This window comes from Pseudomonas putida, from assembly GCA_041071465.1.
Classification (GTDB): Bacteria; Pseudomonadota; Gammaproteobacteria; order Pseudomonadales; family Pseudomonadaceae; genus Aquipseudomonas; species Aquipseudomonas putida_P.
In genome coordinates, this window is the sequence record CP163498.1 from 667,458 (window position 1) to 689,854 (window position 22,397).

The 22,397-nt window shown below is 59.7% G+C and carries 21 protein-coding genes and 4 pseudogenes; 13 read left to right on the plus strand and 12 right to left on the minus strand.

Features of this window, described 5'->3' with window-relative positions; translation table 11 throughout:
• Window positions 1–25 precede the first annotated feature (25 nt).
• From AB5975_03030 to AB5975_03060, 7 genes and pseudogenes are all read left to right on the plus strand, one after another.
• Window positions 26–706: a cupin domain-containing protein gene (locus AB5975_03030; GenBank protein ID XDR20930.1), complete on the plus strand. Its 681-nt coding sequence runs from the start codon at window positions 26–28 to the stop codon at window positions 704–706.
• Window positions 703–1,287 carry a TetR/AcrR family transcriptional regulator gene (locus tag AB5975_03035; protein XDR20931.1) on the plus strand — a complete coding sequence of 195 codons (585 nt, stop codon included), beginning with the start codon at window positions 703–705 and terminating at the stop codon, window positions 1,285–1,287. The genes AB5975_03030 and AB5975_03035 overlap by 4 nt, the downstream gene beginning before the upstream one ends.
• Before the next feature lie 59 nt (window positions 1,288–1,346).
• Window positions 1,347–2,122, plus strand: a pseudogene (locus AB5975_03040) (SDR family NAD(P)-dependent oxidoreductase).
• Between the two features lie 14 nt (window positions 2,123–2,136).
• Window positions 2,137–2,703: an OsmC family protein gene (locus AB5975_03045; GenBank protein ID XDR20932.1), complete on the plus strand. Its 567-nt coding sequence runs from the start codon at window positions 2,137–2,139 to the stop codon at window positions 2,701–2,703.
• A 285-nt stretch (window positions 2,704–2,988) separates the two neighbouring features.
• A complete protein-coding gene (locus tag AB5975_03050) occupies window positions 2,989–3,549 on the plus strand; it encodes a recombinase family protein (GenBank protein ID XDR20933.1) in 561 nt (186 codons plus the stop codon).
• A gap of 3 nt (window positions 3,550–3,552) precedes the next feature.
• Window positions 3,553–6,519, plus strand: a complete 2,967-nt coding sequence (locus tag AB5975_03055; protein XDR20934.1) for a Tn3-like element TnAs1 family transposase — start codon at window positions 3,553–3,555, stop codon at window positions 6,517–6,519.
• Between the two features lie 116 nt (window positions 6,520–6,635).
• A complete protein-coding gene (locus tag AB5975_03060) occupies window positions 6,636–7,091 on the plus strand; it encodes a 2Fe-2S iron-sulfur cluster-binding protein (protein ID XDR20935.1) in 456 nt (151 codons plus the stop codon).
• Window positions 7,092–7,254: 163 nt separating this feature from the next.
• Here the strand turns inward: AB5975_03060 and AB5975_03065 are convergent, their stop codons facing one another.
• The 9 genes and pseudogenes from AB5975_03065 to phnC all read right to left on the minus strand — a co-directional run bounded on the left by AB5975_03065 (window position 7,255) and on the right by phnC (window position 14,001).
• Complete coding sequence (locus AB5975_03065) at window positions 7,255–8,376, minus strand: rhodanese-like domain-containing protein (GenBank protein XDR20936.1); 1,122 nt, start codon at window positions 8,374–8,376, stop codon at window positions 7,255–7,257.
• A complete protein-coding gene (locus AB5975_03070) occupies window positions 8,279–8,638 on the minus strand; it encodes an MBL fold metallo-hydrolase (protein XDR20937.1) in 360 nt (119 codons plus the stop codon). Before AB5975_03070 ends, AB5975_03065 begins: the two co-directional genes overlap by 98 nt.
• A 73-nt stretch (window positions 8,639–8,711) precedes the next feature.
• Window positions 8,712–9,178, minus strand: a pseudogene (locus tag AB5975_03075) (methyltransferase domain-containing protein).
• Between the two features lies 1 nt (window position 9,179).
• Window positions 9,180–9,488: pseudogene (locus tag AB5975_03080) on the minus strand (IS5/IS1182 family transposase).
• 107 nt (window positions 9,489–9,595) lie between these two features.
• A complete protein-coding gene (locus AB5975_03085) occupies window positions 9,596–10,465 on the minus strand; it encodes a LysR family transcriptional regulator (protein XDR20938.1) in 870 nt (289 codons plus the stop codon).
• Window positions 10,459–11,469 (minus strand): phosphonate dehydrogenase PtxD, encoded by a 1,011-nt coding sequence (ptxD, locus tag AB5975_03090; protein XDR20939.1) that lies wholly within the window; start codon window positions 11,467–11,469, stop codon window positions 10,459–10,461. The genes AB5975_03085 and ptxD overlap by 7 nt, the downstream gene beginning before the upstream one ends.
• An 8-nt stretch (window positions 11,470–11,477) precedes the next feature.
• Window positions 11,478–12,305 (minus strand): phosphonate ABC transporter, permease protein PhnE, encoded by an 828-nt coding sequence (gene phnE / locus AB5975_03095; protein XDR20940.1) that lies wholly within the window; start codon window positions 12,303–12,305, stop codon window positions 11,478–11,480.
• A gap of 8 nt (window positions 12,306–12,313) precedes the next feature.
• Complete coding sequence (phnD, locus tag AB5975_03100) at window positions 12,314–13,177, minus strand: phosphate/phosphite/phosphonate ABC transporter substrate-binding protein (GenBank protein XDR20941.1); 864 nt, start codon at window positions 13,175–13,177, stop codon at window positions 12,314–12,316.
• A complete protein-coding gene (gene phnC / locus AB5975_03105; protein ID XDR20942.1) occupies window positions 13,174–14,001 on the minus strand; it encodes a phosphonate ABC transporter ATP-binding protein in 828 nt (275 codons plus the stop codon). The genes phnD and phnC overlap by 4 nt, the downstream gene beginning before the upstream one ends.
• Before the next feature lie 427 nt (window positions 14,002–14,428).
• Between phnC and AB5975_03110 the strand changes: the two genes are divergently transcribed.
• The 6 genes and pseudogenes from AB5975_03110 to AB5975_03135 all read left to right on the plus strand — a co-directional run bounded on the left by AB5975_03110 (window position 14,429) and on the right by AB5975_03135 (window position 19,310).
• Window positions 14,429–14,665 carry a hypothetical protein gene (locus AB5975_03110; GenBank protein XDR20943.1) on the plus strand — a complete coding sequence of 79 codons (237 nt, stop codon included), beginning with the start codon at window positions 14,429–14,431 and terminating at the stop codon, window positions 14,663–14,665.
• 58 nt (window positions 14,666–14,723) lie between these two features.
• Complete coding sequence (locus AB5975_03115) at window positions 14,724–15,158, plus strand: LexA family protein (protein ID XDR20944.1); 435 nt, start codon at window positions 14,724–14,726, stop codon at window positions 15,156–15,158.
• Window positions 15,139–15,270: pseudogene (locus tag AB5975_03120) on the plus strand (hypothetical protein). Before AB5975_03115 ends, AB5975_03120 begins: the two are co-directional and overlap by 20 nt.
• 119 nt (window positions 15,271–15,389) lie before the next feature.
• Window positions 15,390–16,547: a tyrosine-type recombinase/integrase gene (locus AB5975_03125; GenBank protein ID XDR20945.1), complete on the plus strand. Its 1,158-nt coding sequence runs from the start codon at window positions 15,390–15,392 to the stop codon at window positions 16,545–16,547.
• Between the two features lie 10 nt (window positions 16,548–16,557).
• On the plus strand, window positions 16,558–18,165 hold the full coding sequence (locus AB5975_03130; GenBank protein ID XDR20946.1) for a hypothetical protein: 1,608 nt from the start codon (window positions 16,558–16,560) through the stop codon (window positions 18,163–18,165).
• Between the two features lie 161 nt (window positions 18,166–18,326).
• The gene (locus AB5975_03135; protein XDR20947.1) at window positions 18,327–19,310 is read left to right on the plus strand and encodes an IS5 family transposase; all 984 of its coding nucleotides are present in this window, start codon (window positions 18,327–18,329) and stop codon (window positions 19,308–19,310) included.
• Between the two features lie 162 nt (window positions 19,311–19,472).
• Here the strand turns inward: AB5975_03135 and AB5975_03140 are convergent, their stop codons facing one another.
• The 3 genes from AB5975_03140 to AB5975_03150 are packed head-to-tail and all read right to left on the minus strand — an operon-like array spanning window position 19,473 to window position 22,185.
• The gene (locus AB5975_03140; GenBank protein ID XDR20948.1) at window positions 19,473–19,826 is read right to left on the minus strand and encodes a TraR/DksA family transcriptional regulator; all 354 of its coding nucleotides are present in this window, start codon (window positions 19,824–19,826) and stop codon (window positions 19,473–19,475) included.
• A gap of 5 nt (window positions 19,827–19,831) precedes the next feature.
• Window positions 19,832–20,683 carry a universal stress protein gene (locus tag AB5975_03145; protein XDR20949.1) on the minus strand — a complete coding sequence of 284 codons (852 nt, stop codon included), beginning with the start codon at window positions 20,681–20,683 and terminating at the stop codon, window positions 19,832–19,834.
• A gap of 14 nt (window positions 20,684–20,697) precedes the next feature.
• A complete protein-coding gene (locus AB5975_03150) occupies window positions 20,698–22,185 on the minus strand; it encodes a SulP family inorganic anion transporter (protein XDR22906.1) in 1,488 nt (495 codons plus the stop codon).
• Window positions 22,186–22,397: the final 212 nt, after the last annotated feature.

Genomic DNA, 22,397 nt, shown 5'->3' on the forward strand with positions numbered 1-22,397 from the left:
AGTAGTCGGTAGATGAAATAAAGCCATGAAACTCAATTCAGATCTTTCGCAGCGTGTTGTCGTCGAGCCTTCAAGCTTACAGTGGGTCGATTCGCCAGCGACCGGGATTCAACGCCAGTTACTGGAGCGTGATGGCGACGAAGTGGCGCGTGCCACCTCGATCGTGCGATACGCGCCGGGCTCCGCTTTTGAAAATCATAAGCACGACTTGGGCGAGGAGATTCTGGTCCTGGACGGCGAATTCAGCGACGAATCCGGGACCTTCGGGCCTGGGACTTACATCAAGAATCCACCAGGTTCTTCGCATGCACCGAGCTCCGCGACGGGTTGCACGTTGTTCGTCAAGCTGCGCCATCTTGATCTAGCCGACAGCCAACGCACCGTGGTCGACACCCGTAACGGCCCCTGGTTTCCAGGCCTCGTGCCGGGTCTGTCGGTGATGCCACTTTCTGAGTTCGACACACAACATACGGCTTTGGTGCGCTGGGCCCCGGGGACACGATTCAATTCGCATCGTCACTACGGCGGTGAAGAAATCTATGTGTTGGAAGGCGTCTTTGAGGATGAGTTCGGAAGCTACCCTACCGGCACATGGATGCGCAGTCCGCATTTGAGTGCTCACCGTCCCTTCAGCAATACAGGCTGCACCATCCTGGTCAAGACAGGCCACCTGCCAGTCGCCGAATCAAATGAGGCGCTTGCATGAAGCATTTCTCCGAAATCTCGCCGACCGCCGAGCGGGTGGTCGATGCCGCTGAAGGGTTGGTACAGCAGCACGGCTACAACGGCTTCTCATACGACGACGTGGCCCAGTTGGTAGGCATCAAAAAACCAAGTATCCACCACCACTTTCCCAAGAAGGGTGAACTCGTGGCCGTGGTCGCACAGCGCTACACGCACCGGTTTCGTGAGGAGTTGCTGAGCATCGAAGGGCAGCATGCGAAAGCGCCTGACAGGCTAACTGCGTATGCGGCACTTTTCGAACGCACCTTCGCCAAGGACCGGCGCCTTTGTGTCTGCGGCATGTTGGGTGCCGAGTCGGACTCGCTGCCGGACGCCGTTGTGAGCGAGGTCGAGCGATTCTTTAAAGTCAATCTCGACTGGTTGACTCTTGTCGTTGCCGATGGTCAGCGTGCCGCGCTGATCACCTCGAATTCCACCCCAGAGGCTCTCGCAGAGGCATTCTTGTGCGCGTTGGAAGGCTCGATGATGGTGGGCCGTGGCATGCGGTCGTCACGCGGACCGGCCGAAGTTGGAAACACTTTTCTTTCCACCGTGTTGACCTGAGGTCGGCACTTTTTTTGCAACACAACCCTACCATTTAGTTGGTAGTTAAGGAGATTATTATGAGTACTGAATTTAATGGCAAGAAGTTGTTGGTCATCGGCGGCACTAGCGGGATGGGACTGCAAACTGCCCGCATGGTTCTTGAGCAAGGCGGAAGCGTCGTCATCGTCGGTCACCGTGAAGACAAGGCCGAAGAGGCCCGCAAGGCGCTGTCGTCGTTGGGCACCGTGACCGCCCTGACTGCCGATCTCTCGCGAGCCGAAGATGTGAAGCGACTCCTGCATACCATCGATGAACACCACAAGGACATCAATCTTCTGGTCAACGCGGCTGGGTGTTCTTCCCGAAGGCGTTTCTTGAGCACACGGAAAGTGATTACGAACAATATTTGACGTTGAATAAAGCGTTCTTCTTCATCACACAAAAAGTCGTGGCCAATCTCGTGGCCAGCGAGCGTCCCGGCGCCATTGTGAACATCGGCTCGATGTGGGGCAAGCAGGCGATTGCGGCTACGCCGTCGTCCGCGTATTCGATGGCAAAAGCAGGTTTGCATTCGCTGACCCAGCACCTTGCGATGGAGCTGGCATCCAAACAAATCAGGGTCAATGCCGTTTCTCCGGCGGTTGTCGAAACGCCGATTTACGAGGGATTCATACCCAAGGCCGAGGTTCATGGCGCCTTACAGGGATTCAACAGCTTCCACCCAATCGGCAGGGTTGGGACGCCACAAGACGTCGCCGAGGTCATCCTCTTCCTGTTGTCGGACAAGGCAGCATGGGTGACGGGCGCAATCTGGGACGTTGACGGCGGCGTGATGGCCGGGCGTAACACATAATGGGGGAACGAGAAATGAACACAAACATTAAAGGAACTCCCGGCAACGGGATCAACGTCGGCGCATTGCGTGAGTTTGCAGATCAGGTCGCAGCAAAGCCCGCCGCAGGCATCGCGACGTTCGGCGTCGTGACAACCTGGGAGGGTGGCACCCGGACGCGTGCGCGAACCATGCCGCTCGTACTAGGTGACACGGCCTTGGCGCGCGGCTTTGTCATCGACGCGGACGAACCGGCAGAATTGCTCGGTACCGACACGGCCGCTAATCCACAAGAATTGATCCTGGCTGCGTTGAACGCATGCATGACTGCAACCTACGCGGCAAATGCGGCGGCAATGAACATCGAGTTGCAATCGCTGACTATCCGCACGAAGGGAAGCCTCGATCTGAGAGGTTTTCTTGGAATCGATCCTGGGATCAATCCAGGGTACGACCAGGTCGAGTATGAGGTCGAAATGGAGTCGTCGGCGGATTCGGCGGCGCTGAAAGCATTGCACGCGCAGGTGCAGCGAACATCGCCGAATTACCACAACTTCGCGAGAGCCATTGATCTCAAGGCCAAGCTGACCATTCTCCAATGATCGAGTCAGTGTTTCCCGTGGTTGGCTGACGGGAGGCCAAACCAGATGCGCTATGACGGAAGGTTCAACCTTCCGTCATCACGTTCTCTGGAATACGCAGTGTCAATTTGAGGTATACCCTAACTGGATGTCAGGCAGGGCCGCGCCGCTTAGTCAGAATAGAGTCATCTTTCGCATTTTTGACACATGCCTGCGAAGGTCATAGATTTCAGCCTGACAGAAACGGGGTTTGAGGCACAACGGAACAGAAGGAGCACTTAAGCCGCCTTCAACCAAGGAGACATCGTGCAGGGGCACCGCATCGGCTACGTCCGGGTCAGCAGCTTCGACCAGAACCCGGAACGCCAGCTGGAACAGACACAGGTGAGCAAGGTGTTCACCGACAAGGCATCGGGCAAGGACACCCAGCGCCCCCAGCTCGAAGCGCTGCTGAGCTTCGTCCGCGAAGGCGATACAGTGGTGGTGCACAGCATGGACCGGCTGGCCCGCAACCTCGATGACCTGCGTCGCTTGGTACAGAAGCTGACTCAACGCGGCGTGCGCATCGAGTTCCTGAAGGAGGGCCTGGTGTTCACTGGCGAGGACTCGCCGATGGCCAACCTGATGCTGTCGGTGATGGGGGCCTTCGCTGAGTTCGAGCGCGCCCTGATCCGCGAGCGGCAGCGTGAGGGCATCACCTTGGCCAAGCAGCGTGGCGCGTACCGGGGCCGCAAGAAAGCCCTGTCCGATGAGCAGGCTGCTACCCTGCGGCAGCGAGCGACGGCCGGCGAGCCCAAGGCGCAGCTTGCCCGCGAGTTCAACATCAGCCGGGAAACCCTCTACCAGTACCTCCGCACGGACGACTGACACATGCCGCGTCGCTTGATCCTCTCGGCCACGGAGCGGGGCACCCTGCTCGCGTTGCCAGAAAGCCAGGATGACCTGATCCGCTACTACACCTTCAACGACTCCGACCTGTCGCTGATCCGTCAGCGGCGCGGCGACGCCAACCGCCTCGGCTTCGCCGTGCAACTCTGCCTGCTGCGCTACCCCGGCTATGCGTTGGGCACTGACAGCGAGCTGCCCGAACCGGTCATCCTGTGGGTGGCCAAGCAAGTCCAGACCGATCCGGCGAGTTGGACGAAGTACGGCGAGCGCGATGTGACCCGTCGCGAGCACGCCCAGGAACTGCGCACCTACCTTCAACTGGCCCCGTTCGGCCTGTCCGACTTCCGCGCCCTGGTGCGCGAGCTGACCGAACTGGCCCAGCAGACCGACAAGGGCTTGCTGCTGGCCGGCCAGGCGCTGGAGAGCCTGCGGCAGAAGCGACGCATCCTGCCGGCGTTGAGCGTGATCGACCGGGCTTGCTCGGAGGCCATTGCACGGGCCAATCGGCGGGTCTACCGCGCCCTGGTTGAACCGCTCACGGACTCGCATCGGGCCAAGCTGGACGAGCTGTTGAAGCTCAAGGCCGGCAGCAGCATCACCTGGTTGACCTGGCTGCGCCAGGCACCGCTGAAACCCAACTCTCGGCACATGCTTGAGCACATCGAGCGGCTGAAGACATTTCAGCTGGTGGACTTGCCCGAAGTCCTGGGCCGGCACATCCACCAGAACCGCCTGCTCAAGCTGGCCCGCGAGGGTGGGCAGATGACGCCCAAAGACCTCGGCAAGTTCGAGCCGCAGCGGCGCTATGCGACCCTGGCCGCCGTGGTGCTGGAGAGCACTGCAACCGTGATTGATGAGCTGGTGGATCTGCACGACCGCATCCTAGTCAAGCTGTTCAGCGGCGCGAAGCACAAGCATCAGCAGCAGTTCCAGAAGCAGGGCAAGGCGATCAACGACAAGGTGCGCCTGTACTCCAAGATCGGCCAGGCGCTGCTGGAGGCCAAGGAAGCCGGCAGCGACCCCTATGCCGCCATCGAGGCGGTGATCCCCTGGGACGAGTTCACCGAGAGCGTCAGCGAAGCCGAGCTGCTGGCCCGGCCGGAGGGCTTCGACCACCTGCACCTGGTCGGCGAGAACTTCGCCACCCTGCGCCGCTACACGCCGGCTCTGCTGGAGGTATTGGAGCTGCGCGCCGCCCCGGCCGCGCAGGGCGTGCTGGCAGCCGTGCAGACGCTGCGCGAGATGAACGCCGACAACCTGCGCAAGGTGCCGGCCGATGCTCCCACCGCCTTCATCAAGCCGCGCTGGAAGCCACTGGTGATCACCCCGGAAGGCCTCGACCGGCGCTTCTACGAAATCTGCGCCCTGTCCGAGCTGAAGAACGCCCTGCGCTCCGGCGACATCTGGGTCAAGGGCTCGCGGCAGTTCCGCGACTTCGACGACTACCTGTTGCCGGCCGAGAAGTTCGCCGCGCTCAAGCGGGAACAGGCCCTGCCGCTGGCGATCAACCCGAACAGCGACCAGTATCTGGAAGAGCGCTTGCAGCTGCTGGACGAGCAGTTGGCCACTGTCGCCCGCCTGGCCAAGGACAACGAGCTGCCCGATGCCATCCTCACCGAGTCCGGGTTGAAGATCACCCCGCTGGATGCGGCGGTGCCGGATCGGGCGCAGGCGCTGATCGACCAGACCAGTCAGTTACTGCCGCGCATCAAGATCACCGAACTGCTGATGGACGTGGACGACTGGACGGGCTTCAGCCGCCACTTCACCCACCTGAAGGACGGGGCCGAGGCCAAAGACCGGACGTTGCTGCTGTCCGCGATCCTCGGTGATGCGATCAACCTCGGGCTGACCAAGATGGCCGAGTCGAGCCCCGGTCTGACCTACGCCAAGCTGTCCTGGCTGCAAGCCTGGCACATCCGCGACGAGACCTATTCGGCGGCCCTGGCCGAGCTGGTCAACCACCAGTACCAGCATGCCTTCGCCGCCCACTGGGGCGACGGCACCACCTCATCCTCCGATGGCCAGCGTTTCCGGGCTGGCGGCCGGGGCGAGAGCACCGGACACGTCAACCCGAAGTACGGCAGTGAGCCGGGACGGCTGTTCTACACCCATATCTCCGACCAGTACGCGCCGTTCAGCACCCGCGTGGTGAATGTCGGCGTGCGCGATTCCACCTATGTGCTCGACGGCCTGCTGTACCACGAGTCCGACCTGCGGATCGAGGAGCACTACACCGACACGGCCGGCTTCACCGATCACGTCTTCGCCCTGATGCACCTGCTGGGCTTCCGTTTCGCGCCGCGCATCCGCGACCTCGGCGAAACCAAGCTGTACGTGCCGCAGGGCGTGCAGACCTACCCGACGCTGCGGCCGCTGATCGGCGGCACCCTGAACATCAAGCACGTCCGCGCCCATTGGGACGACATCCTGCGCCTGGCCAGCTCGATCAAACAGGGCACCGTCACTGCCTCGCTGATGCTGCGCAAGCTCGGCAGCTATCCGCGCCAGAACGGCCTGGCCGTGGCCCTGCGCGAGCTGGGCCGGATCGAACGCACGCTGTTCATCCTAGACTGGCTGCAAAGTGTTGAGCTGCGCCGCCGCGTGCATGCCGGCCTGAACAAAGGTGAGGCGCGCAACTCGCTGGCCAGGGCGGTGTTCTTCAACCGCCTTGGGGAAATCAGGGATCGGAGCTTCGAGCAGCAGCGCTACCGGGCCAGCGGCCTCAACCTGGTGACGGCGGCTATCGTGCTGTGGAACACGGTGTACCTGGAGCGCGCCACCCAGGGGTTGGTCGAGGCCGGCAAGCCGGTGGACGGCGAGCTGCTGCAATTCCTGTCGCCGCTGGGCTGGGAGCACATCAACCTCACCGGCGATTACGTCTGGCGGCAGAGCCGCAGACTGGAAGACGGGAAGTTTCGGCCCCTACGGATGCCCGGAAAACCTTAGCGTACGATTTTTTCCGAATTCTGCGAGCCCCCATCTTTGCCGAGGAGCTGGCCGAGTGGTCTGCGCGTTACCCCGATCGCCTGCAGCTGCGCATCTGGCTCGATGCCGAGCAGGGTGTGCCGAGCGGCCCGGCGATTGCCACGAAGATCGCTGACTGGTCAGCCGCCGACGCCTTCATCTGCGGGCCGCAACCGTTCATGGATGCCGCGGGTGCCGCGCTGGGCGAGCGGGGTGTGGATGCGGCGCGTATCCATCTGGAACGCTTTGCCGCCGCAGCGCCGACGGCCGCACCGGGCGGGCGCCGCAGCCGCCTGCGGGTCGCGCTCGACGGTCGCCGTCACGAGCTGGACGTGCCGCGCGGCGAGGTGCTGCTGGAGGCCATGGAACAGGCTGGCCTGCAACCGCCGAGCGCGTGCCGCTCGGGTGTCTGCGCCGCCTGCAAGTGCCGGGTGGTGGAGGGCAGCGTGAGCATGCGCAGCAACCAGGTGCTGAGCGAAAGCGAGGTGCGTCAGGGCTGGGCGCTGGCCTGCCAAGCCGAACCGCGCAGCGCCGAACTGCAAGTCGAATACTGACGTGTGGGAAAGGCCGCTGGCCGTTATCCACCCTGCGCATCGGGTGATCGACGGGGCGTAGGGTGGATAACGGCGCAGCCTTATCCGGCAGTACCTGTGCCTCTGGCCGGTGGAAAAAGCGATTGGCCATTCTTCAGCTGATGCGGATCGTGCCGCGGCGAATTCAGCGCTGCGCCACCGGCAGGTCATGCTTGCGCCAGGCGGCCCAGGAACCGGGCACGTTGGCGACCCGGTTGAAGCCGTGGCGCTTGAGCAGGCTCGCGGCAATCGAGGCGCGATAGCCGCTGCCGCAATAGACCGCGACGATGCCGTCCCGGTCCAGCTGCTCGAGATGCTGCGGCAGGTGCGCGACGAAGGCATGCCGCGCGCCGGGCACGCGGCCCTGCGCAACCTCCTCGGGGGAGCGCACGTCGAGTACCTGGACCTCGGGGTCGCCGCGCCGGCGGTCGAGTTCGTGCACCGTCCACTGCATGACGCACGCCAGCGGCAGGCCGGCGTTCTGCCAGTCGGTCATGCCGTTGCGCAGGTAGCCGGCGACCTGGTCGAGGCCGATGCGATAGAGCTGCAGCGTCGCCTGGTGGACCTCCACACTGTCCTCGCCGATCAGGTAGATCGGTCGCTGGTCGTCGAGCATCCAGCCGGCCCAGCTGGCGAACTCGTCGCGCAGCGCGATGTTCAGCGCACCCGGCACATGGCCGCCGCCGAAGGCGAGGATCGAGCGCACATCCACCAGCTGCACGGCATCGTGATCGGCGGTGCGCTGGCGGAACTCCTCCGGCGCCAACGGCGGTGGCAGCGCCGGGCCATGCAGGCGTTCGAGCGGGCGCGCGTTGAGCTGCTTGAGCCGCGCATAGTGGCGCGGCGGCTCGGGCATGCCGTCGAGCAGCCAGTCGACAAACTCCTGCTCGGTGCGGCGCTGGTTCAGCGCCGGGTTGAACAGCAATTCGTTGCCGAGGGTGGAGTGGCGACGGTCACCGATGGATTTGCCGCAGGCCGAGCCGGCGCCGTGGCAGGGGTAGATCTCGATGCGTTCGCCGAGCGGCAGGTAGCGGGTGAACAGCGTGGCGTAGAGCTGCGCTGCCAGCTGCTTGGTGCTGTCCTCGCCGAGCAGGTCGGGGCGGCCGACGTCGAGGTTGAACAGCGTATCGCCGGTGAACAGCGCGAAGGGCGCTTCGCCCTGCTGGCTGTCACGTAGCAGCAGCGAGATGTGCTCGGGGGTGTGGCCTGGCGAGTGCAGCACTTCCAGGCTGACCTGACCCAGTTCCAGCACCTCGCCGTCGTCCACCTGACGCAGCCCGAAGGCGTAGTCCGCCGATGATCTCGGCGCCGCAGCGTTCGGCCAGCGCCTGGGCGCCGGAAACGAAGTCGGCGTGGATGTGCGTCTCGATGGCATAGGCGATGCGCAGGCCCTTGTCGCGCGCCAGGTCGAGGTAGACCTCGACGTCGCGCCGCGGATCGATCACCGCGGCGACGGCGGCCTTGCTGTCGCCCACCAGATAGGAAATCTGCGCCAGACCTTCGGTGTAGATCGACTCGAATACCAGCATGCGTGTGCCTCCGTAATCCGTGAGGGTTACGGATGTGAGCGCCGGTTGGCCGCCGGCGTTCAATCGCAGCGGGTCACTTGCGGACCAGCAGCACCCCGGATTCCATGTGGTGGGTGTAGGGGAACTGGTCGAACAGCGCGCAGCGTTCGATGCGGTGGGTGTCGGCCAGCTGGGCGATGTTCTGCGCCAGGGTTTCCGGGTTGCAGGAGATGTAGAGGATGCGCTCGAAGCGACGGGTCAGTTCGCAGGTGTCCGGTCCATGCCGGCGCGCGGTGGGTCGACGAAGACGCTGCCGAAATCGTAGCGCTTCAGGTCGATATCGGCGAGGCGGCGGAACGGCCGCACCTCGTTCAGCGCCTGGGTCAGCTCCTCGGCGGAGAGGCGCACCAGCTCGATGTTGTCGATGCCGTTGTCAGCGATATTGGCCAGCGCCGCGTTGACCGAGGTCTTGCTGATCTCGGTGGCCAGCACGCGACGCACGCGGGTGGCCAGCGGCAGAGTGAAGTTGCCGTTGCCGCAGTACAGCTCCAGCAGGTCGTCGAATGGTGGTTTCGTCGGGGATGCGCTCCAGGTTCAGCCCGGCAAACTGGCGCAGGATCGTGGTTTCGTACAGCGCTTCCTCCATCGCTGGATCGCTGTAGCCGAACCAGTTCTGCAGCAGATGCACACGCAGCATCGCCATCAACGGGTAGGCCGGACGGCCACCTTCACCCTTCGGATAATGTGGCTCGATCAAAGCAATCAAGCCCTTCCACGGCACCACCCGATCCATCTCGATCAGGAACAACTCCTTGCGGGTTTGCTTGCGCTTGCCAGCGTACTCGGCGTCGGCGAAGGTCATCTGCTTCATCGGGAAACTCGGTGGGTGGGGTCGCGGTATTTTGCCAAATCAGAAAGTCTTTTTCAGAGTTTCCCTAGGCTGACAAGCCAAGCGCTGGATCGCAACCATCCATCACCTTATCCAGCTAGATCTGCCTCCTCCAATAAGTGCCGCACAAATCCCGGCGGGTGCAGATTTCCGGGAGGTTTGCGCCAGATCAGTTGGAGACGCTTTTCAAGCCCCGGGATGGGAAGAGCTACCAGCGCGCCACTGCGAACTTCGTCTTGTACTGCGGAAGCCATCACCAACGACACGCCGAGTCCCGCCCTCACTGCTTGTTTGACTGCCTCGGTGCTGCCTAGCTGCATACCGCTGCGAGGCACGCCCAGTTCGCCAAAGTATTCGGTCAGAAGCCGTCCGGTACCGCTACCCGGTTCACCTCCCAGCATCGGCAGGTCCACCAGACGATCACGTTCTATGCACCCTGCTTCAGCCAGCGCATGGTCGGGGCTGACGATAAGCACCAGCGGCTCGACCCGCCAGAGGCGGTGTTCGAAGTCGGGGTGAGGTAGCCACCATTCCATGATCGCGGCGTCGAGCTGGCCCGCCAGTAGCTGGTCGGCCACATCCGGGTTGGCGGCGATGCGCAGATCCACCTCGCCCCTCTCATTTGCGGTCGTCAGATAGTTGCGCACGAATGGCTGGAGAAGGTAGGTGCCGATGTTGGAGCTGGCCCCGACGCGCTCACGATTGCCATGCAGGGCTTCTAGCGCCCGGGCGTGCATGTCGAGCAAGGCGGTCGCATGCGGCATGAAGGCCAGCGCCCGTGTGGTAGGCTGGCAGCCGCTACGACTGCGCTGCACCAGCGTTACGCCGACCTGCTCTTCAAGCTTCTGCAAGTGCTGCGACACCGTCGGCTGGGCCAGCCCCAACGCCCTCGCCGCGCTCTGAAAACTGCCTGTTTGAACGATCGCTACCAGGCTCTTCAGCCAGACCGGATTCAACATGCGGCAGGCTCGGCCTTGGGCAGACGGTTCGCAGCGTTGATTGGGCGCGCACCTGCCAATACCTGGATGATGTTCTGCGCTGCACAACGTTCAATCTCCAGGCGCACCGCGCGCACTGCCGACCCTATGTGCGGAGTGAACAGCGTATTCGGATGCGCGAGCAGCGCAGGATCGATCAGCCGCGGCCGGTCCGCGCGAGCCCAGTCTTCCATTTCGAATACATCCGCCGCATACCCGCCGAGCTGGCCTCGCTCAAGCGCCGCGAGCACGGCGGCTTCATCCACTACCGAACCACGACAGGGGTTTACAAGCAGAGCGCCCGGCCGTACGAGGGCAAGCAGCTCGGCGTTGACCAGATGCTGGGTATCGGCATTCAAGGGAAGCGCCAGCAGGATGAAGTCCGAGCTGGCGAAGAGTTCGCTGCACGCCACCTGGCGCAGGCCGAGCCGTTGCTCGGTTTGTGTATCCAGAGCCTTCGCCTCGTGGTACTGCAGGGTCGCGCCCCATCCCTGCAAGCGATCAGCCATGGCCAGTCCGATGGCGCCCATGCCAAGGATGCCGACCGTAGCGTTATCCAGCCCCGTGCCGTAGAACTGTGGTTGCCAGCCCTGGAACTCGCCAGAGCGGACGAACGCATCTGCTGCCCGCAGATGCCGCCCCAGCCCCACCGCCAGTCCGATCGCCAGCTCGGCAGTCGGGACGGTCAACAGATCAGGCACGAAGGTCAGCCAGACCCCGCGGGCAGTACAGGCGTCCACATCGAAATTGTCGAAGCCCTTGAGCGCGCAGCCGACTACACGCAGCTCAGGGCAGGCTTGAAGAAAGTCTGCATCGACCCGATCGGGCATGAACACCATCATCGCCTGAGCATCGCGGCAGCGGCGCAGAATTTCCTCGCGCGTCAGCGTGCTGTCGGTCTGGTTGGTCATCAGCTCGCAATGTGGCGCCAGCAGTTGCAGGATCTCATCGTGTACTCGGTGAGTTATAACGAGTTTCGGCAGCATGGTTTGTCCTATTTGAAATGTTTGCGCAGCACGCCACTGAAGGCGTCTACTAGCGTGACCATGGCCAGGATGACCAGCAGGATTGCTGCAACCTCCTGGTACTGCATGATGCGCAGCGAGCCCATGAGTTCGAAGCCGATACCGCCGGCGCCAACCATGCCCATCACGGTGGAGGCGCGAAAGTTGTATTCCCAGCGGTAGATCGCCACGTCGGCGAACTGCGGCGTCACCTGTGGCAAAACCGCGTGCAGCAGCACTTGCATCGGCGTAGCCCCCGCCGCCCGAGCGGCTTCCACCGGCGCTTCGTCGACGTGCTCGATGGCCTCGGCGAAGAACTTGCCGACCATGCCGACCGAATGCAGACCCAGGGCAAGCACGCCCGGCAAGGCGCCGAACCCTACGGCTGCAACGAAGATGATGCCCATGATCAGCTCCGGCACCGACCGCAGGGCATTGAGCAGCACCCGGGCAACACCGAACACAAGGGGGTGCGGCGCCGTATTGCGCGCTGCAACGAAGGCCACCACCAGCGAGAACACCACTGCGATGGCCGTACCGGCGATGCTCATCGCCAAGGTGTCGATCAAGGGGCGAATCCAGCTTCGATAGCCCGAAAAGTCTGGCGGCATGGCCTCGCCTGCCAGGGTCGCGATGGAGGGCAGCCCGTTCAGCAGCGTGGTGGCATCGAGCAGCCCCACGTACCAGCAGGCCAACAGCACCACTCCGAATACAATCGCCACCTGCCCCAGCTGGCGCCACCAACCGAGGCCAAAGCCTCGAAGGATGTGCTCGCGTTGCTCTGCAGGCAGCGCCTGCACGTCGTAATGAGAAGACATATCGGTGCTCACATCGTGGCGAAGTCGAGGCCGAGCAGCGATCCCATGTTGCGGATCACATCGTAGTCGGCGTCGGTGATTGGCGCGAAGGCCTCGGCCTTGAAGTTGCGCAGCACTTCGGGATCGTCGATACCGACGAATACATCCCGCACCTTGGTTTTCAGCTCGGGGCTCAGGTTCGAACGCATCGCCCAGGGGTACTGGGGGTATTCGCCGCTGTAACCAAGTACTTTCACCTTGCTCGGATCGATCAGGCCACGTTCGGCTGCGTGATTGAAAATTACCTCCGACAGCCCACCCGCATCGGCGTTGCCGTTCGCCACGTTGACGGCAACGGCGTCATGCGTGCCCACAAAATGTTGTTCGTAGTCCTGCCCACCCGTCAAATCGGCCGTCTCAAGAAGCACGGTTTTGGGAATCAAATGGCTGGACGTCGATGCCCGGTCACCATAGGCCATTCTCTTGCCCTTAAGGTCGGCATACTCATTCACGCCTGACGCCACATTGGCGATAATCACCGAGCGATAGGTCGGCTTGCCGTCGATGACCATGGCAGCGAAGGGCTCGATGTCGCTTTTGCTTTTGGCCATGACGTAGGACAGCGGACCGAAATACGCCAGGTCGATACGGCCAAAGCGCAGCGCCTCAATCATCGAGGAATAGTCGGTGGTTACGATCAGCTGCACCTTCTTGTCCAGATGCTCTTCCAGATAATCCTTCAGCGGCTGGTTACGCTTGATCAGCTCGGAGGCGTTTTCGTCCGGCAGCAGGGCAACCTTTAGCACATCCGGATCGGCATCGGCCGCTAGGGCGGACAAACTTGAAACAGCGGACAGCAAGCAAGTCAATAAGAGCGCGGATAAGCGTTTCATCGGGACATCTCCTGTGAAGGTTCGAGCATGACAGGTGGTTCAGCCGGAGCATTCGCTGGCTGAGTCGTAGAGCGGCCTGCATAGATGCGCTCAAGCTGCGCATCGGTGAGTTCCGAGGGCGCGGCATCGAAAACGATCTGAGAATCGGCCAGCCCGACGACGCGATCGGCGAAGCGGCGGGCATATTCGAGTTGATGCAGCGAAACGATGGCGGTGATGCCGTCTTCCTTGCAGATGTCGCGCAGCAATCCGAGAACACGGACCGAAGTGGCCGGGTCGAGACTGGCTACCGGCTCATCGGCCAGAATGATCGCCGGCTGTTGCGCTAGCGCACGCGCGATGCCTACCCGCTGCTGCTGGCCACCGGACAGTTTGTCCACCCGGCTTAGCGCCTTGTCTGCCAGACCGACCCGAGCGAGGCAACTGAGCGCAATCTCCTGATCGGCACGCGGCAGAGGAAACAGCGAGCGGAGCGTGTTGTGAAAGGCCAGCCGACCGGTCAGCACATTAGCCAGTGCGCTTTGACGTTCGATTAGCTGGTGGTGCTGAAAGATCATGGCGGTACGCCGACGATGCTGACGCAAGGCCGAGCCGCTGCCGAGTTCACCGAGTTCGCTGGTGACACTGCCGCCAGTGGGCGTGACGAGTCGATTGAGACTACGGAGCAAGGTCGACTTGCCTGCGCCCGAGAGACCAAGCAGCACGGTGAACTCACCACGCCGAAATGCAATCGAGGTATCGCGTAGGGCTGTCACGCCGCCTGGATAGACGACGCTCAACCGGTCGACCCGCAGCACGGCGTCCTGTATCGGATGGGGCGTCATTTGTTCACCTTTCGCAATATTGCTGGCCGCACAATTGCGGTTCGCGATGCAAAGGGTAGAAATTCCTTGTTACCGCACTGCTTCTAAAGGATGACATTTCGATGAATACTTCGAATCTGCCGTAGCGGGGCGGCAAGCGAAGCCGTGGAAGAACGGGCGCAACGTAGCGTCTTTCTTCACGCGGGATACAGGAGGCTTTGATTGATACTGCTGCGGATTCGCTACAGTAACGTTGGGCCAGAACGTAATGCCATCCAAGCAAGAGAGCGCACACTAGGGAAACTCTGAAGAAGACTTCCAGATTTTGGCAAAATACCCGGATTCCACCCACCGAGTTTCCCGATGAAGCAGATGACCTTCGCCGACGCCGAGTACGCCGCGTCGGATTGGTTCTGCAGCTTCTAATCAAGCTTCGCCAGGACAAGCCATGGCGACGACATTGATCGAGGAGCTGGCCATTTGGGATGTAGAGATTGAGCAGCTGACCTCGGCCGGCGACATAGCATTCCGCTATGGCGCGCTCCGTGCGCATCTCGACACCCTCTATCGCCTTGATCTCATTGACGACGCGGAGCGCCGGGAAAGACAGGAGCTGGCCGACGCCGCTTATGCTTATGCAATCGATACGGCGCTGAGCCCTGGATCCGGAGACCGAATGCTCTAGAAATTTGAGTGCCGGGCGCGTTACTGTATATGCGTACAGTTACAGTGAAGTGCCGTTTATGCGTCTCCGAAGGTGTACCGACGTCGAAACAAACATTCTGGTAAGCGTCCTTTCCGGAACGGTCCAGGGAGGCTTCCCAAGCCCTGCTGCGGACTACTACGAACCACCGATATCGCTCGACGTGCTGCTGAACCTCCGAGCCCCTCATATCTGGTTGGCCGAGACCGAAGGCGACAGCATGTCCGGTATTGGCATCTACCACGGCACATTGCTCGTGATCGACCGGTCACTCGACGCAGAGGTGGGCGACATCGTCGTCGTTTATGTGAACAACCAGCCGATCGTTAAGCGATTAGATCTGGTCAACGGCTGCAAGGTCTTGTCTTCGGAGAATCCCCTGTACCCCCCTATCACTGTCGGTGAGTTCGAAGAGGTCGACACCTTCGGCATCGTCATCTGGAGTTTCAACCGTCATGGTCGACGTAGCCGGTAAACCCCGCCCCTCCTTTGCGCTTATCGACTGTAATAACTGCTTTGCCTCGGTGGAGGTGCTTTTCCGGCCAGAGCTTAGGGGACGGCCTGTCGTCGTTTTATCCAATAACGATCTGAGGGGTGGGAATCGTTAGTAAATCCTGTAGAGTCCGCGCCACCTTCTGAACCCCTCTGGAACAGCAGTTTCCAGGCTTCATAAGGCAATCCATTGGAAGTGTTTTAGGGCAGCGGCATGAGGCTGGTATTCGCAACAAAAGACCTAGCATTAGCAGGTCGATCCTTTGAAGGCTTTCCGTTGCTGATTGGGTCAGAGGGATGGCCAGTCGAGCCAGCTCAATCCTTCCTTTGGCACACGCTTATCGAGTCAGGTGAGGCCCTAAGCGATTTGACTTGGGAAGCCTATGGACGGCGTCTGTATGATTACTTTGCCTTCCTGGAAGCCAATGGATTGGGCTGGGACGAGGAAAGCCCGGCTCACGGTCTGAGTGCTCTGTCGAGGTACAGGGATTGGTCGAGCGGAGAATTAGCACTTGATCCCGGCACGGTGAACAATCGTCTGGCCTTGATCGTGAGGTTCTACCGATGGGCTAAGCAGCGCAACCTGATAACTGTGCTGCCCTTCGGTGAGAAAAGGGTAAGAGTTGCCCAACATTCCGGTCTTCTCAGTCATATCGCTCTGCCCGGAGCCGAGAGCACGAAAGTTTCGGTGATGGTTCGCGACCGAAAGCGCTTGACCAAATTCCTGACCAAGGATCAAGTCAAGGTATGCCTTGCCCTGGATACCGATCCAAGCCACCAGATATTGTTCCACCTCATGGTGCGTACCGGCCTTCGCTCCTGTGAAGCGAGGTCTTTTCCTCTCAAATATGTGTTCAACCCCAGGTTGAAGAAGGGACTGCGCCCAAGGCAAATGATCAGTGTTGCTCTTGATCCTTCAGACATGCATATCAAGTACGACCGGCCTAGAACTATCGACGTGCCATGGTCGTTGATGGAGAGCATGTGGTCTTACTCCCTTCACCAACGAGAGGTTCGTAAGTCCAATGGTGATGGACGTGTTACCGCGCTGCTGCTGACTAATGAAGGCAGGCATTATTCAAAAGATTCCGTAGTGGACGTTATGAAGTCCTATGAAAGAAAGTGCGGTTTCTATGTTCGGGCCCACATGCTACGCCACACCTATGGGACTTATACCTTGCTTGCTCTTCGAAAAAGCAAAGAGTTTGAAGGTGAGCCATTGTTGTATGTCCGAGATAGGCTGGGGCATTCAGATGTGCAAACAACTATGATCTATTTGCATCTCATAAACCAGCTTGAAGCCCAATCCGTCCTTGCTCACGAGGACGAAATTGACATGATGTTTATGACTGATTCGGTTTCGCGTATTTGAGGTAGCACCATTGGCTCGGCAAAAAAGCTACAAGGCGGTTATGCGGTCGGTTACAAAAGGATTCGAGGCTGTCGAAGATGATATCAAGATTGACCTGCCGAGAAACCCGAGAAACCACAGGCAACTCGATCATACGAAATATTTAGGCTTGGGCTTCGACGCTTGGGCAATTCAAAGTCTTCACGTTATCAAAGCTTTGCTACAAGGAGGAAACTTCTCAGTGACGACCTTGATTGGTTACTCTACGAACGGGCTGAGATTTTTTATAAATTTCTTGAGTGGAGGTTCGGTCAAGTCGCCACCTGCAACGCCAAACAGTCTTACCAAAAGCCACTTGGATCGATACATCTCTTGGCTGAGGCTAAAATACCCTAACGGCTCGACAGCCAAGAATTACTATACTAGCTTCAAGTCGTTAGTTGTTGTTTTGGCTGAATATGGATTTATTGAAGTTAATCTTGACGATCTTTTGCCCCTCAATCCATTTCCTAATAATTCGCAGAGCACTAAAGATGCAGATCCGCTCACCTTGGGTGAAATGCAAAGGCTGATTGGCGCTTTGAAGTCAGATCTTATTGCCATCCATAAGGGTACATTCCTTGGAAATGGCGCGGAGGCGATGGCTGTATTGCTACTAATTACTGCGGCAAGGTCTGGAATCAATACTACGCCGCTCTTGGAGATGAAAAGGGATGCCCTACAGCCTCACCCATTTATTCCTAATCTCAGGTTGATTACTACCGTCAAACGTCGAGGTAAAGGCGCACAGAGCAAAACAATCCGTCAGACTAATCTGCTAGATGAGTACAGTGCTATTCCCCTGGATGGGGTGGCAGTCCTCAATAAGGCGCTGGAGATTTCTAAGCCACTCGTAGCACTGGCACCTGATGAAATATCTTCATGTGTGTGGTTATATCGCTCGGGCCAGCCTGGCCGCTCGAACGACATCGTTACCCTTACACCCGGTGCTTTATATGTCACGGCAAAAAGCATTTGTGAGCGTCATGCGCTTCAGGATGATCAAGGCAATCGGCTAAATGTCACGCTTAGTCGGCTGCGAAAGACTATGGAAAGCCGTTTGTGGAAACTGAGCGGTGGCGACATTATAGAAGTTTCCTCCGTTATGGGTCATACCCCTGGTGTCGCCGATAATCACTATTTGAAAATCAACGATGAGATCAAGGTCGACGGGGCGACATTTGTTGGGGAGGCTTTTCCGGACAAACTACGTGGCATAAACGTTATACCAACCCCACCAGGCGGCTGCAAAGATAGCCTTTACGGTAGTCTGGCACCAAAGGATGGCGTCAATCATTGTTCTGAATTCATCCACTGCCTCGGTTGCCCTAGCTATGCAATTGTAGGCACCTTGGAGGACTTATACCGGCTGTTCAGCTACCAACAATTCTTGTATGCAGAAGTCGAATACTTTCTCACGGACGAGTGGGGCGCATGGCGCAAGCGTCAGTTTGACTATATTCGATTGATAGATGATTTCACCCAGAAGTTTGATCTTGCATTGGTTTCGCAAGCAAGGGCTCAGGCTGAGTCATCTCCGCACTTGTTCTGGGCTAAAAAAATCGAGTTCATGAAGAAAAAATTGGGCGGCGAAATTTGAGCATAAGAACCACGAATGCGGTGTTAAAGGCATATGATGTCCTCATCGCACAGCCAGTTTCAGCGAATGGTCTAAGGATTCTCCGATCAAGTCAGCACAGGCCATCTGACCTGTGCTGAAATAGCCCTCCGTCCAACTGCCCTCTACAAGCCCGCCATCCCATGAGCCAGATGAGCTTTTCCGATTTCGAGTACGCCGGTAAGCGCAAGCAAACCCGTCGCGAGCGTTTCCTGGCCGAGATGGAACAGGTGGTGCCGTGGAGCGGGTTGGTGGCGTTGATCGAGCCGCATTACCCTAAGGCTGGCGGTGGCCGCAAGCCGTATCCACTGGAAACCATGCTGCGCATTCACCTGTTGCAGAACTGGTTCTCGTTGAGTGATCCAGCCATGGAAGAGGCGCTGTACGAGATTACTTCGATGCGCCAGTTTGCTCGTCTGACGCTCAGCGCTCCGATCCCCGAAGACACGACGATCATGAACTTCCGGCACCTGCTGGAGAAGCATCAGTTGGCGGCGGGCATTTTGGAAACCATAAACAATTATCTGCGAGACAAGGGCCTGTCGTTGCGCCAGGGCACCATTGTCGACGCTACTATCATCCACGCACCCAGTTCGACCAAGAACAAGGAAGGCAAACGCGATCCTGAAATGCACCAGACGAAGAAAGGCAACCAGTACTTCTTCGGCATGAAAGCGCATATCGGAGCCGACGCAGAATCGGGCCTGGTACATCATGTCCATGGCACAGCCGCCAACGTGGCTGACGTGACGGAAGTTGCCCATCTGTTGCACGGTGGCGAGAACGTTGTCTGTGCTGACGCCGGTTACACCGGCGTAGAGAAACGGCCTGAGCACGACGGTCGGCAAGTGATCTGGCAGATCGCTGCGCGACGCAGCACCTACAAGCATTTGAGCAAACGCAGTGCGCTGTACAAGGCCAGGCGCAAGATCGAGAAGGCCAAAGCCCAGGTACGTGCGAAGGTCGAACATCCGTTTCGGGTGATCAAGCGTCAGTTCGGTTATGTGAAGACCCGCTTCCGTGGCCTGGCCAAGAATACGGCGCAATTGACCACACTGTTCGCGCTGTCGAATCTGTGGATGGTGCGCCGGCAATTATTGCCTGCTGCGGGAGAGGTGCGCCCGTGAGGGCAGAAAACCAAGGCTATGCCTTGGTTTTCCAATAATCAGCGGCTGAAAATCGGGGTTTTCGGCATCTCCAAGCCGTCCATTTGCGGCTGGTGGGTAACTTGTTCGGAGAATCCCTAGAAGCCTCGTTAATTGGGACTGACGTCACGAGCTGTCATGGTTTCAATCCGACTCGGCGCGGCTCGCACAGGTGATGCACAACGGCGTGGCCGGATCGAATTCCAGGCGGCCCGAGGCGATCAACTCGCCGCATTGGTTACACCAGCCATACTCGCCCTCGTGCCAACGCTTGAGGGCCAGCTGGAGGCGGACGCGTTCATGCTGCGCCCGACTGCGGATGGCATCGTTCATCGCTTGCTGCTGGAGTGCGTCCATCCTCGACAGACGCCCTACCTTGCTTTGATCCAACTCCACCGATTGCGAGCGAGACTCAGCGTCTTCCAGCAACCGATCCAGCTCGGCAGCCCGCTGTTCCAGTAGGGTCTTGAAATGGGCAAGATCGAGGGCGTCGTCCATGGCCGTTAGCGCAGCAGCAACAGTGGGCCAGTGGTGGTGCGCAGCATGCTGGTCGTGGTGCTGCCGACCAGAAACTGACGGATGCGCGAATGACCGTAGGCCCCCATCACCAGCAGGTCGATGCCGTGCTCTTTCTGATAGGCGTGCAAGGTAGGCTCTATCTCGCCGTTCAGGGTCTCGGCGCGAACAGTGAATCCGACGTTGAGCAGCACTTTCTGCGCCCAGTCCAGCTGCGCGGACGATTCGTCGTTCACTGGCCCAACCATCACCAGGTGGATCGGCAGCCCCTTCAGCAGGGGGCTGGCCGCCAGCATCTCCACACCCTTGCGGGTAGTAGCGCTGCCATCGAAGGCCAGCATCGCGCTCTCGGGCTTTTGGAAGTTGGCCGGGGTGACCAGGATTGGCCGGTGCATGATACGAATCACGCTCTCCAGCTGGCTTCCGACATGCTGACTCAGACCGCCGCTAGACTCGCCTTGGCGACCGATGACCAATAGGCGCGTTTCGCTTTCCAGCTCTTGCAGGTTTTCCAGCAGATCGCCATGACGTTGCTTGGACTCCGGCGCGGTCACACCATCCGTCATGGCCCGCTCTTTCGCGGCCGTTAACATGATCCGCCCCTGCTCCAGGGCCAACTTACCGCGCTGTTCATCCAGGGAAGCAAGCTCATCGAGCAGATGCTCGCGGCTGCCAAGGCCGATATTGCCACTCAAGTCGGCCGCAACTGGGTACTGGCGCTGATCCAGCACATGCAAGAAGGTCAGCGGGGCTTCCAGGCTCAGACTGGCCCAGGCTGCGTAGTCGCACACAGCTGGAGCCGAGGTGGAACCGTCGATACAGGCAATTACTTGGGTCATCGTTGTTCTCCTTCTCAGTGGCCCATGAGTTGATCAATGGCGTCGGGTTTATCGTGAACTCCGAATCGATCCACGATAGTGGCGCTCGCTTCGTTGAGACCTAACACTTCAACTTCGGTGCCTTCGCGGCGGAACTTGATAACCACCTTGTCCAGGGCAGCAACTGCGGTGATATCCCAGAAGTGGGCGCGATTCAGGTCGATGGTTACCTTGTTCAGGGCTTCTTTGAAGTCGAAGGCCGCGACGAACTTGTCTGCCGAGCTGAAGAACACCTGGCCAGTGACGTTATAGCTACGATGCTCGCCGGATTCGTCCAGCGAAGAACTGATCGCCATGTAATGGCCAACCTTGTTGGCGAAGAACATCGCGGCCAGCAGCACGCCGGCCAACACGCCGAAGGCAAGGTTGTGGGTGGCCACCACGACCACAACGGTGACGACCATGACAATGTTGGTCGACAACGGGTGCTTCTTCAGGTTGCGCAGCGAATCCCAACTGAAGGTGCCGATGGACACCATGATCATCACTGCCACCAGCGCAGCCATCGGGATCTGCTTCAGCCAGTCGCCGAGGAACACCACCATCAGCAGCAGGAATACACCTGCGGCCAGGGAGGACAGACGAGAACGACCGCCGGATTTCACGTTGATGATCGACTGACCAATCATCGCGCAGCCGGCCATACCGCCGATCAGACCCGAAGCAATGTTGGCCACGCCCTGGCCCTTGCACTCGCGGTTCTTGTCGCTGGGGGTGTCGGTCAGGTCGTCGACAATAGTCGCGGTCATCATCGACTCCAGCAGACCGACCACGGCCAGCGCTGCCGAGTAAGGGAAGATGATGGCCAACGTCTCGAACGTCAGCGGCACGTCAGGCCAGAGAAAGATTGGCAGCGTATCCGGCAGTTCCCCCATATCACCGACCGTGCGGATATCCAGCCCAACCGACATGGCGACTGCGGTCAGCACGATGATGCACACCAGTGGCGATGGGATGAGCTTGCCGATCCTGGGGATATAGGGAAATAGGTAGATGATGCCGAGGCCTGCGGCTGTCATGGCGTAGACGTGCCAGGTGACATTGGTCAGCTCGGGCAGCTGAGCCATGAAAATCAGGATCGCCAGTGCATTGACGAAGCCGGTCACCACCGAGCGCGAAACGAAGCGCATCAGCGAGCCGAGCTTCAGGTAGCCAGCACCAATTTGCAACACGCCACACAGCAGCGTGGCGGCCAGCAGATATTCAAGACCATGGTTCTTGACCAGGGTCACCATCAGCAGTGCCATGGCCCCTGTCGCGGCTGAAATCATGCCTGGGCGGCCACCGACAAAGGCGATCACCACGGCGATACAGAATGAGGCGTAGAGACCAACTTTGGGGTCGACGCCCGCAATGATAGAGAAAGCGATGGCTTCAGGGATCAGCGCAAGTGCGACGACGATCCCCGCGAGCACGTCGCCACGGACGTTGGAAAACCACGTTTGTTTGAGTGTTTGTAGCATCAGAATATCCAAAGCAATGCACCGCACGCATGCCAGGAAAATGGCGAGCGCGTCGATACGAATTCAAATTGTGAGGATTATTTTGCTGTGCGCTTTGGGTGTAAGAACCGGGCATACAGCAGTACGCAGCCGCCAGCGAAACTGGCGGAGGCGAGGTTGTTGCGAGGGGGCGTAGCGCTAAGGCGGCGTAGGCTGCCAGTAGAGCGTTTGGA

Bases quoted from the DNA above. Each gene is read 5' to 3' on its own strand.
- AB5975_03030 (XDR20930.1), top strand. From the start codon at position 26: ATGAAACTCAATTCAGATCTTTCGCAGCGTGTTGTCGTCGAGCCTTCA.
- AB5975_03035 (XDR20931.1), top strand. From the start codon at position 703: ATGAAGCATTTCTCCGAAATCTCGCCGACCGCCGAGCGGGTGGTCGAT.
- AB5975_03045 (XDR20932.1), top strand. From the start codon at position 2,137: ATGAACACAAACATTAAAGGAACTCCCGGCAACGGGATCAACGTCGGC.
- AB5975_03055 (XDR20934.1), top strand. From the start codon at position 3,553: ATGCCGCGTCGCTTGATCCTCTCGGCCACGGAGCGGGGCACCCTGCTC.
- AB5975_03070 (XDR20937.1), bottom strand. From the start codon at position 8,638: ATGCTGGTATTCGAGTCGATCTACACCGAAGGTCTGGCGCAGATTTCC.
- AB5975_03085 (XDR20938.1), bottom strand. From the start codon at position 10,465: ATGTTGAATCCGGTCTGGCTGAAGAGCCTGGTAGCGATCGTTCAAACA.
- ptxD (XDR20939.1), bottom strand. From the start codon at position 11,469: ATGCTGCCGAAACTCGTTATAACTCACCGAGTACACGATGAGATCCTG.
- phnE (XDR20940.1), bottom strand. From the start codon at position 12,305: ATGTCTTCTCATTACGACGTGCAGGCGCTGCCTGCAGAGCAACGCGAG.
- phnD (XDR20941.1), bottom strand. From the start codon at position 13,177: ATGAAACGCTTATCCGCGCTCTTATTGACTTGCTTGCTGTCCGCTGTT.
- phnC (XDR20942.1), bottom strand. From the start codon at position 14,001: ATGACGCCCCATCCGATACAGGACGCCGTGCTGCGGGTCGACCGGTTG.
- AB5975_03110 (XDR20943.1), top strand. From the start codon at position 14,429: ATGGCGACGACATTGATCGAGGAGCTGGCCATTTGGGATGTAGAGATT.
- AB5975_03115 (XDR20944.1), top strand. From the start codon at position 14,724: ATGCGTCTCCGAAGGTGTACCGACGTCGAAACAAACATTCTGGTAAGC.
- AB5975_03125 (XDR20945.1), top strand. From the start codon at position 15,390: ATGAGGCTGGTATTCGCAACAAAAGACCTAGCATTAGCAGGTCGATCC.
- AB5975_03135 (XDR20947.1), top strand. From the start codon at position 18,327: ATGAGCCAGATGAGCTTTTCCGATTTCGAGTACGCCGGTAAGCGCAAG.
- AB5975_03140 (XDR20948.1), bottom strand. From the start codon at position 19,826: ATGGACGACGCCCTCGATCTTGCCCATTTCAAGACCCTACTGGAACAG.
- AB5975_03145 (XDR20949.1), bottom strand. From the start codon at position 20,683: ATGACCCAAGTAATTGCCTGTATCGACGGTTCCACCTCGGCTCCAGCT.
- AB5975_03150 (XDR22906.1), bottom strand. From the start codon at position 22,185: ATGCTACAAACACTCAAACAAACGTGGTTTTCCAACGTCCGTGGCGAC.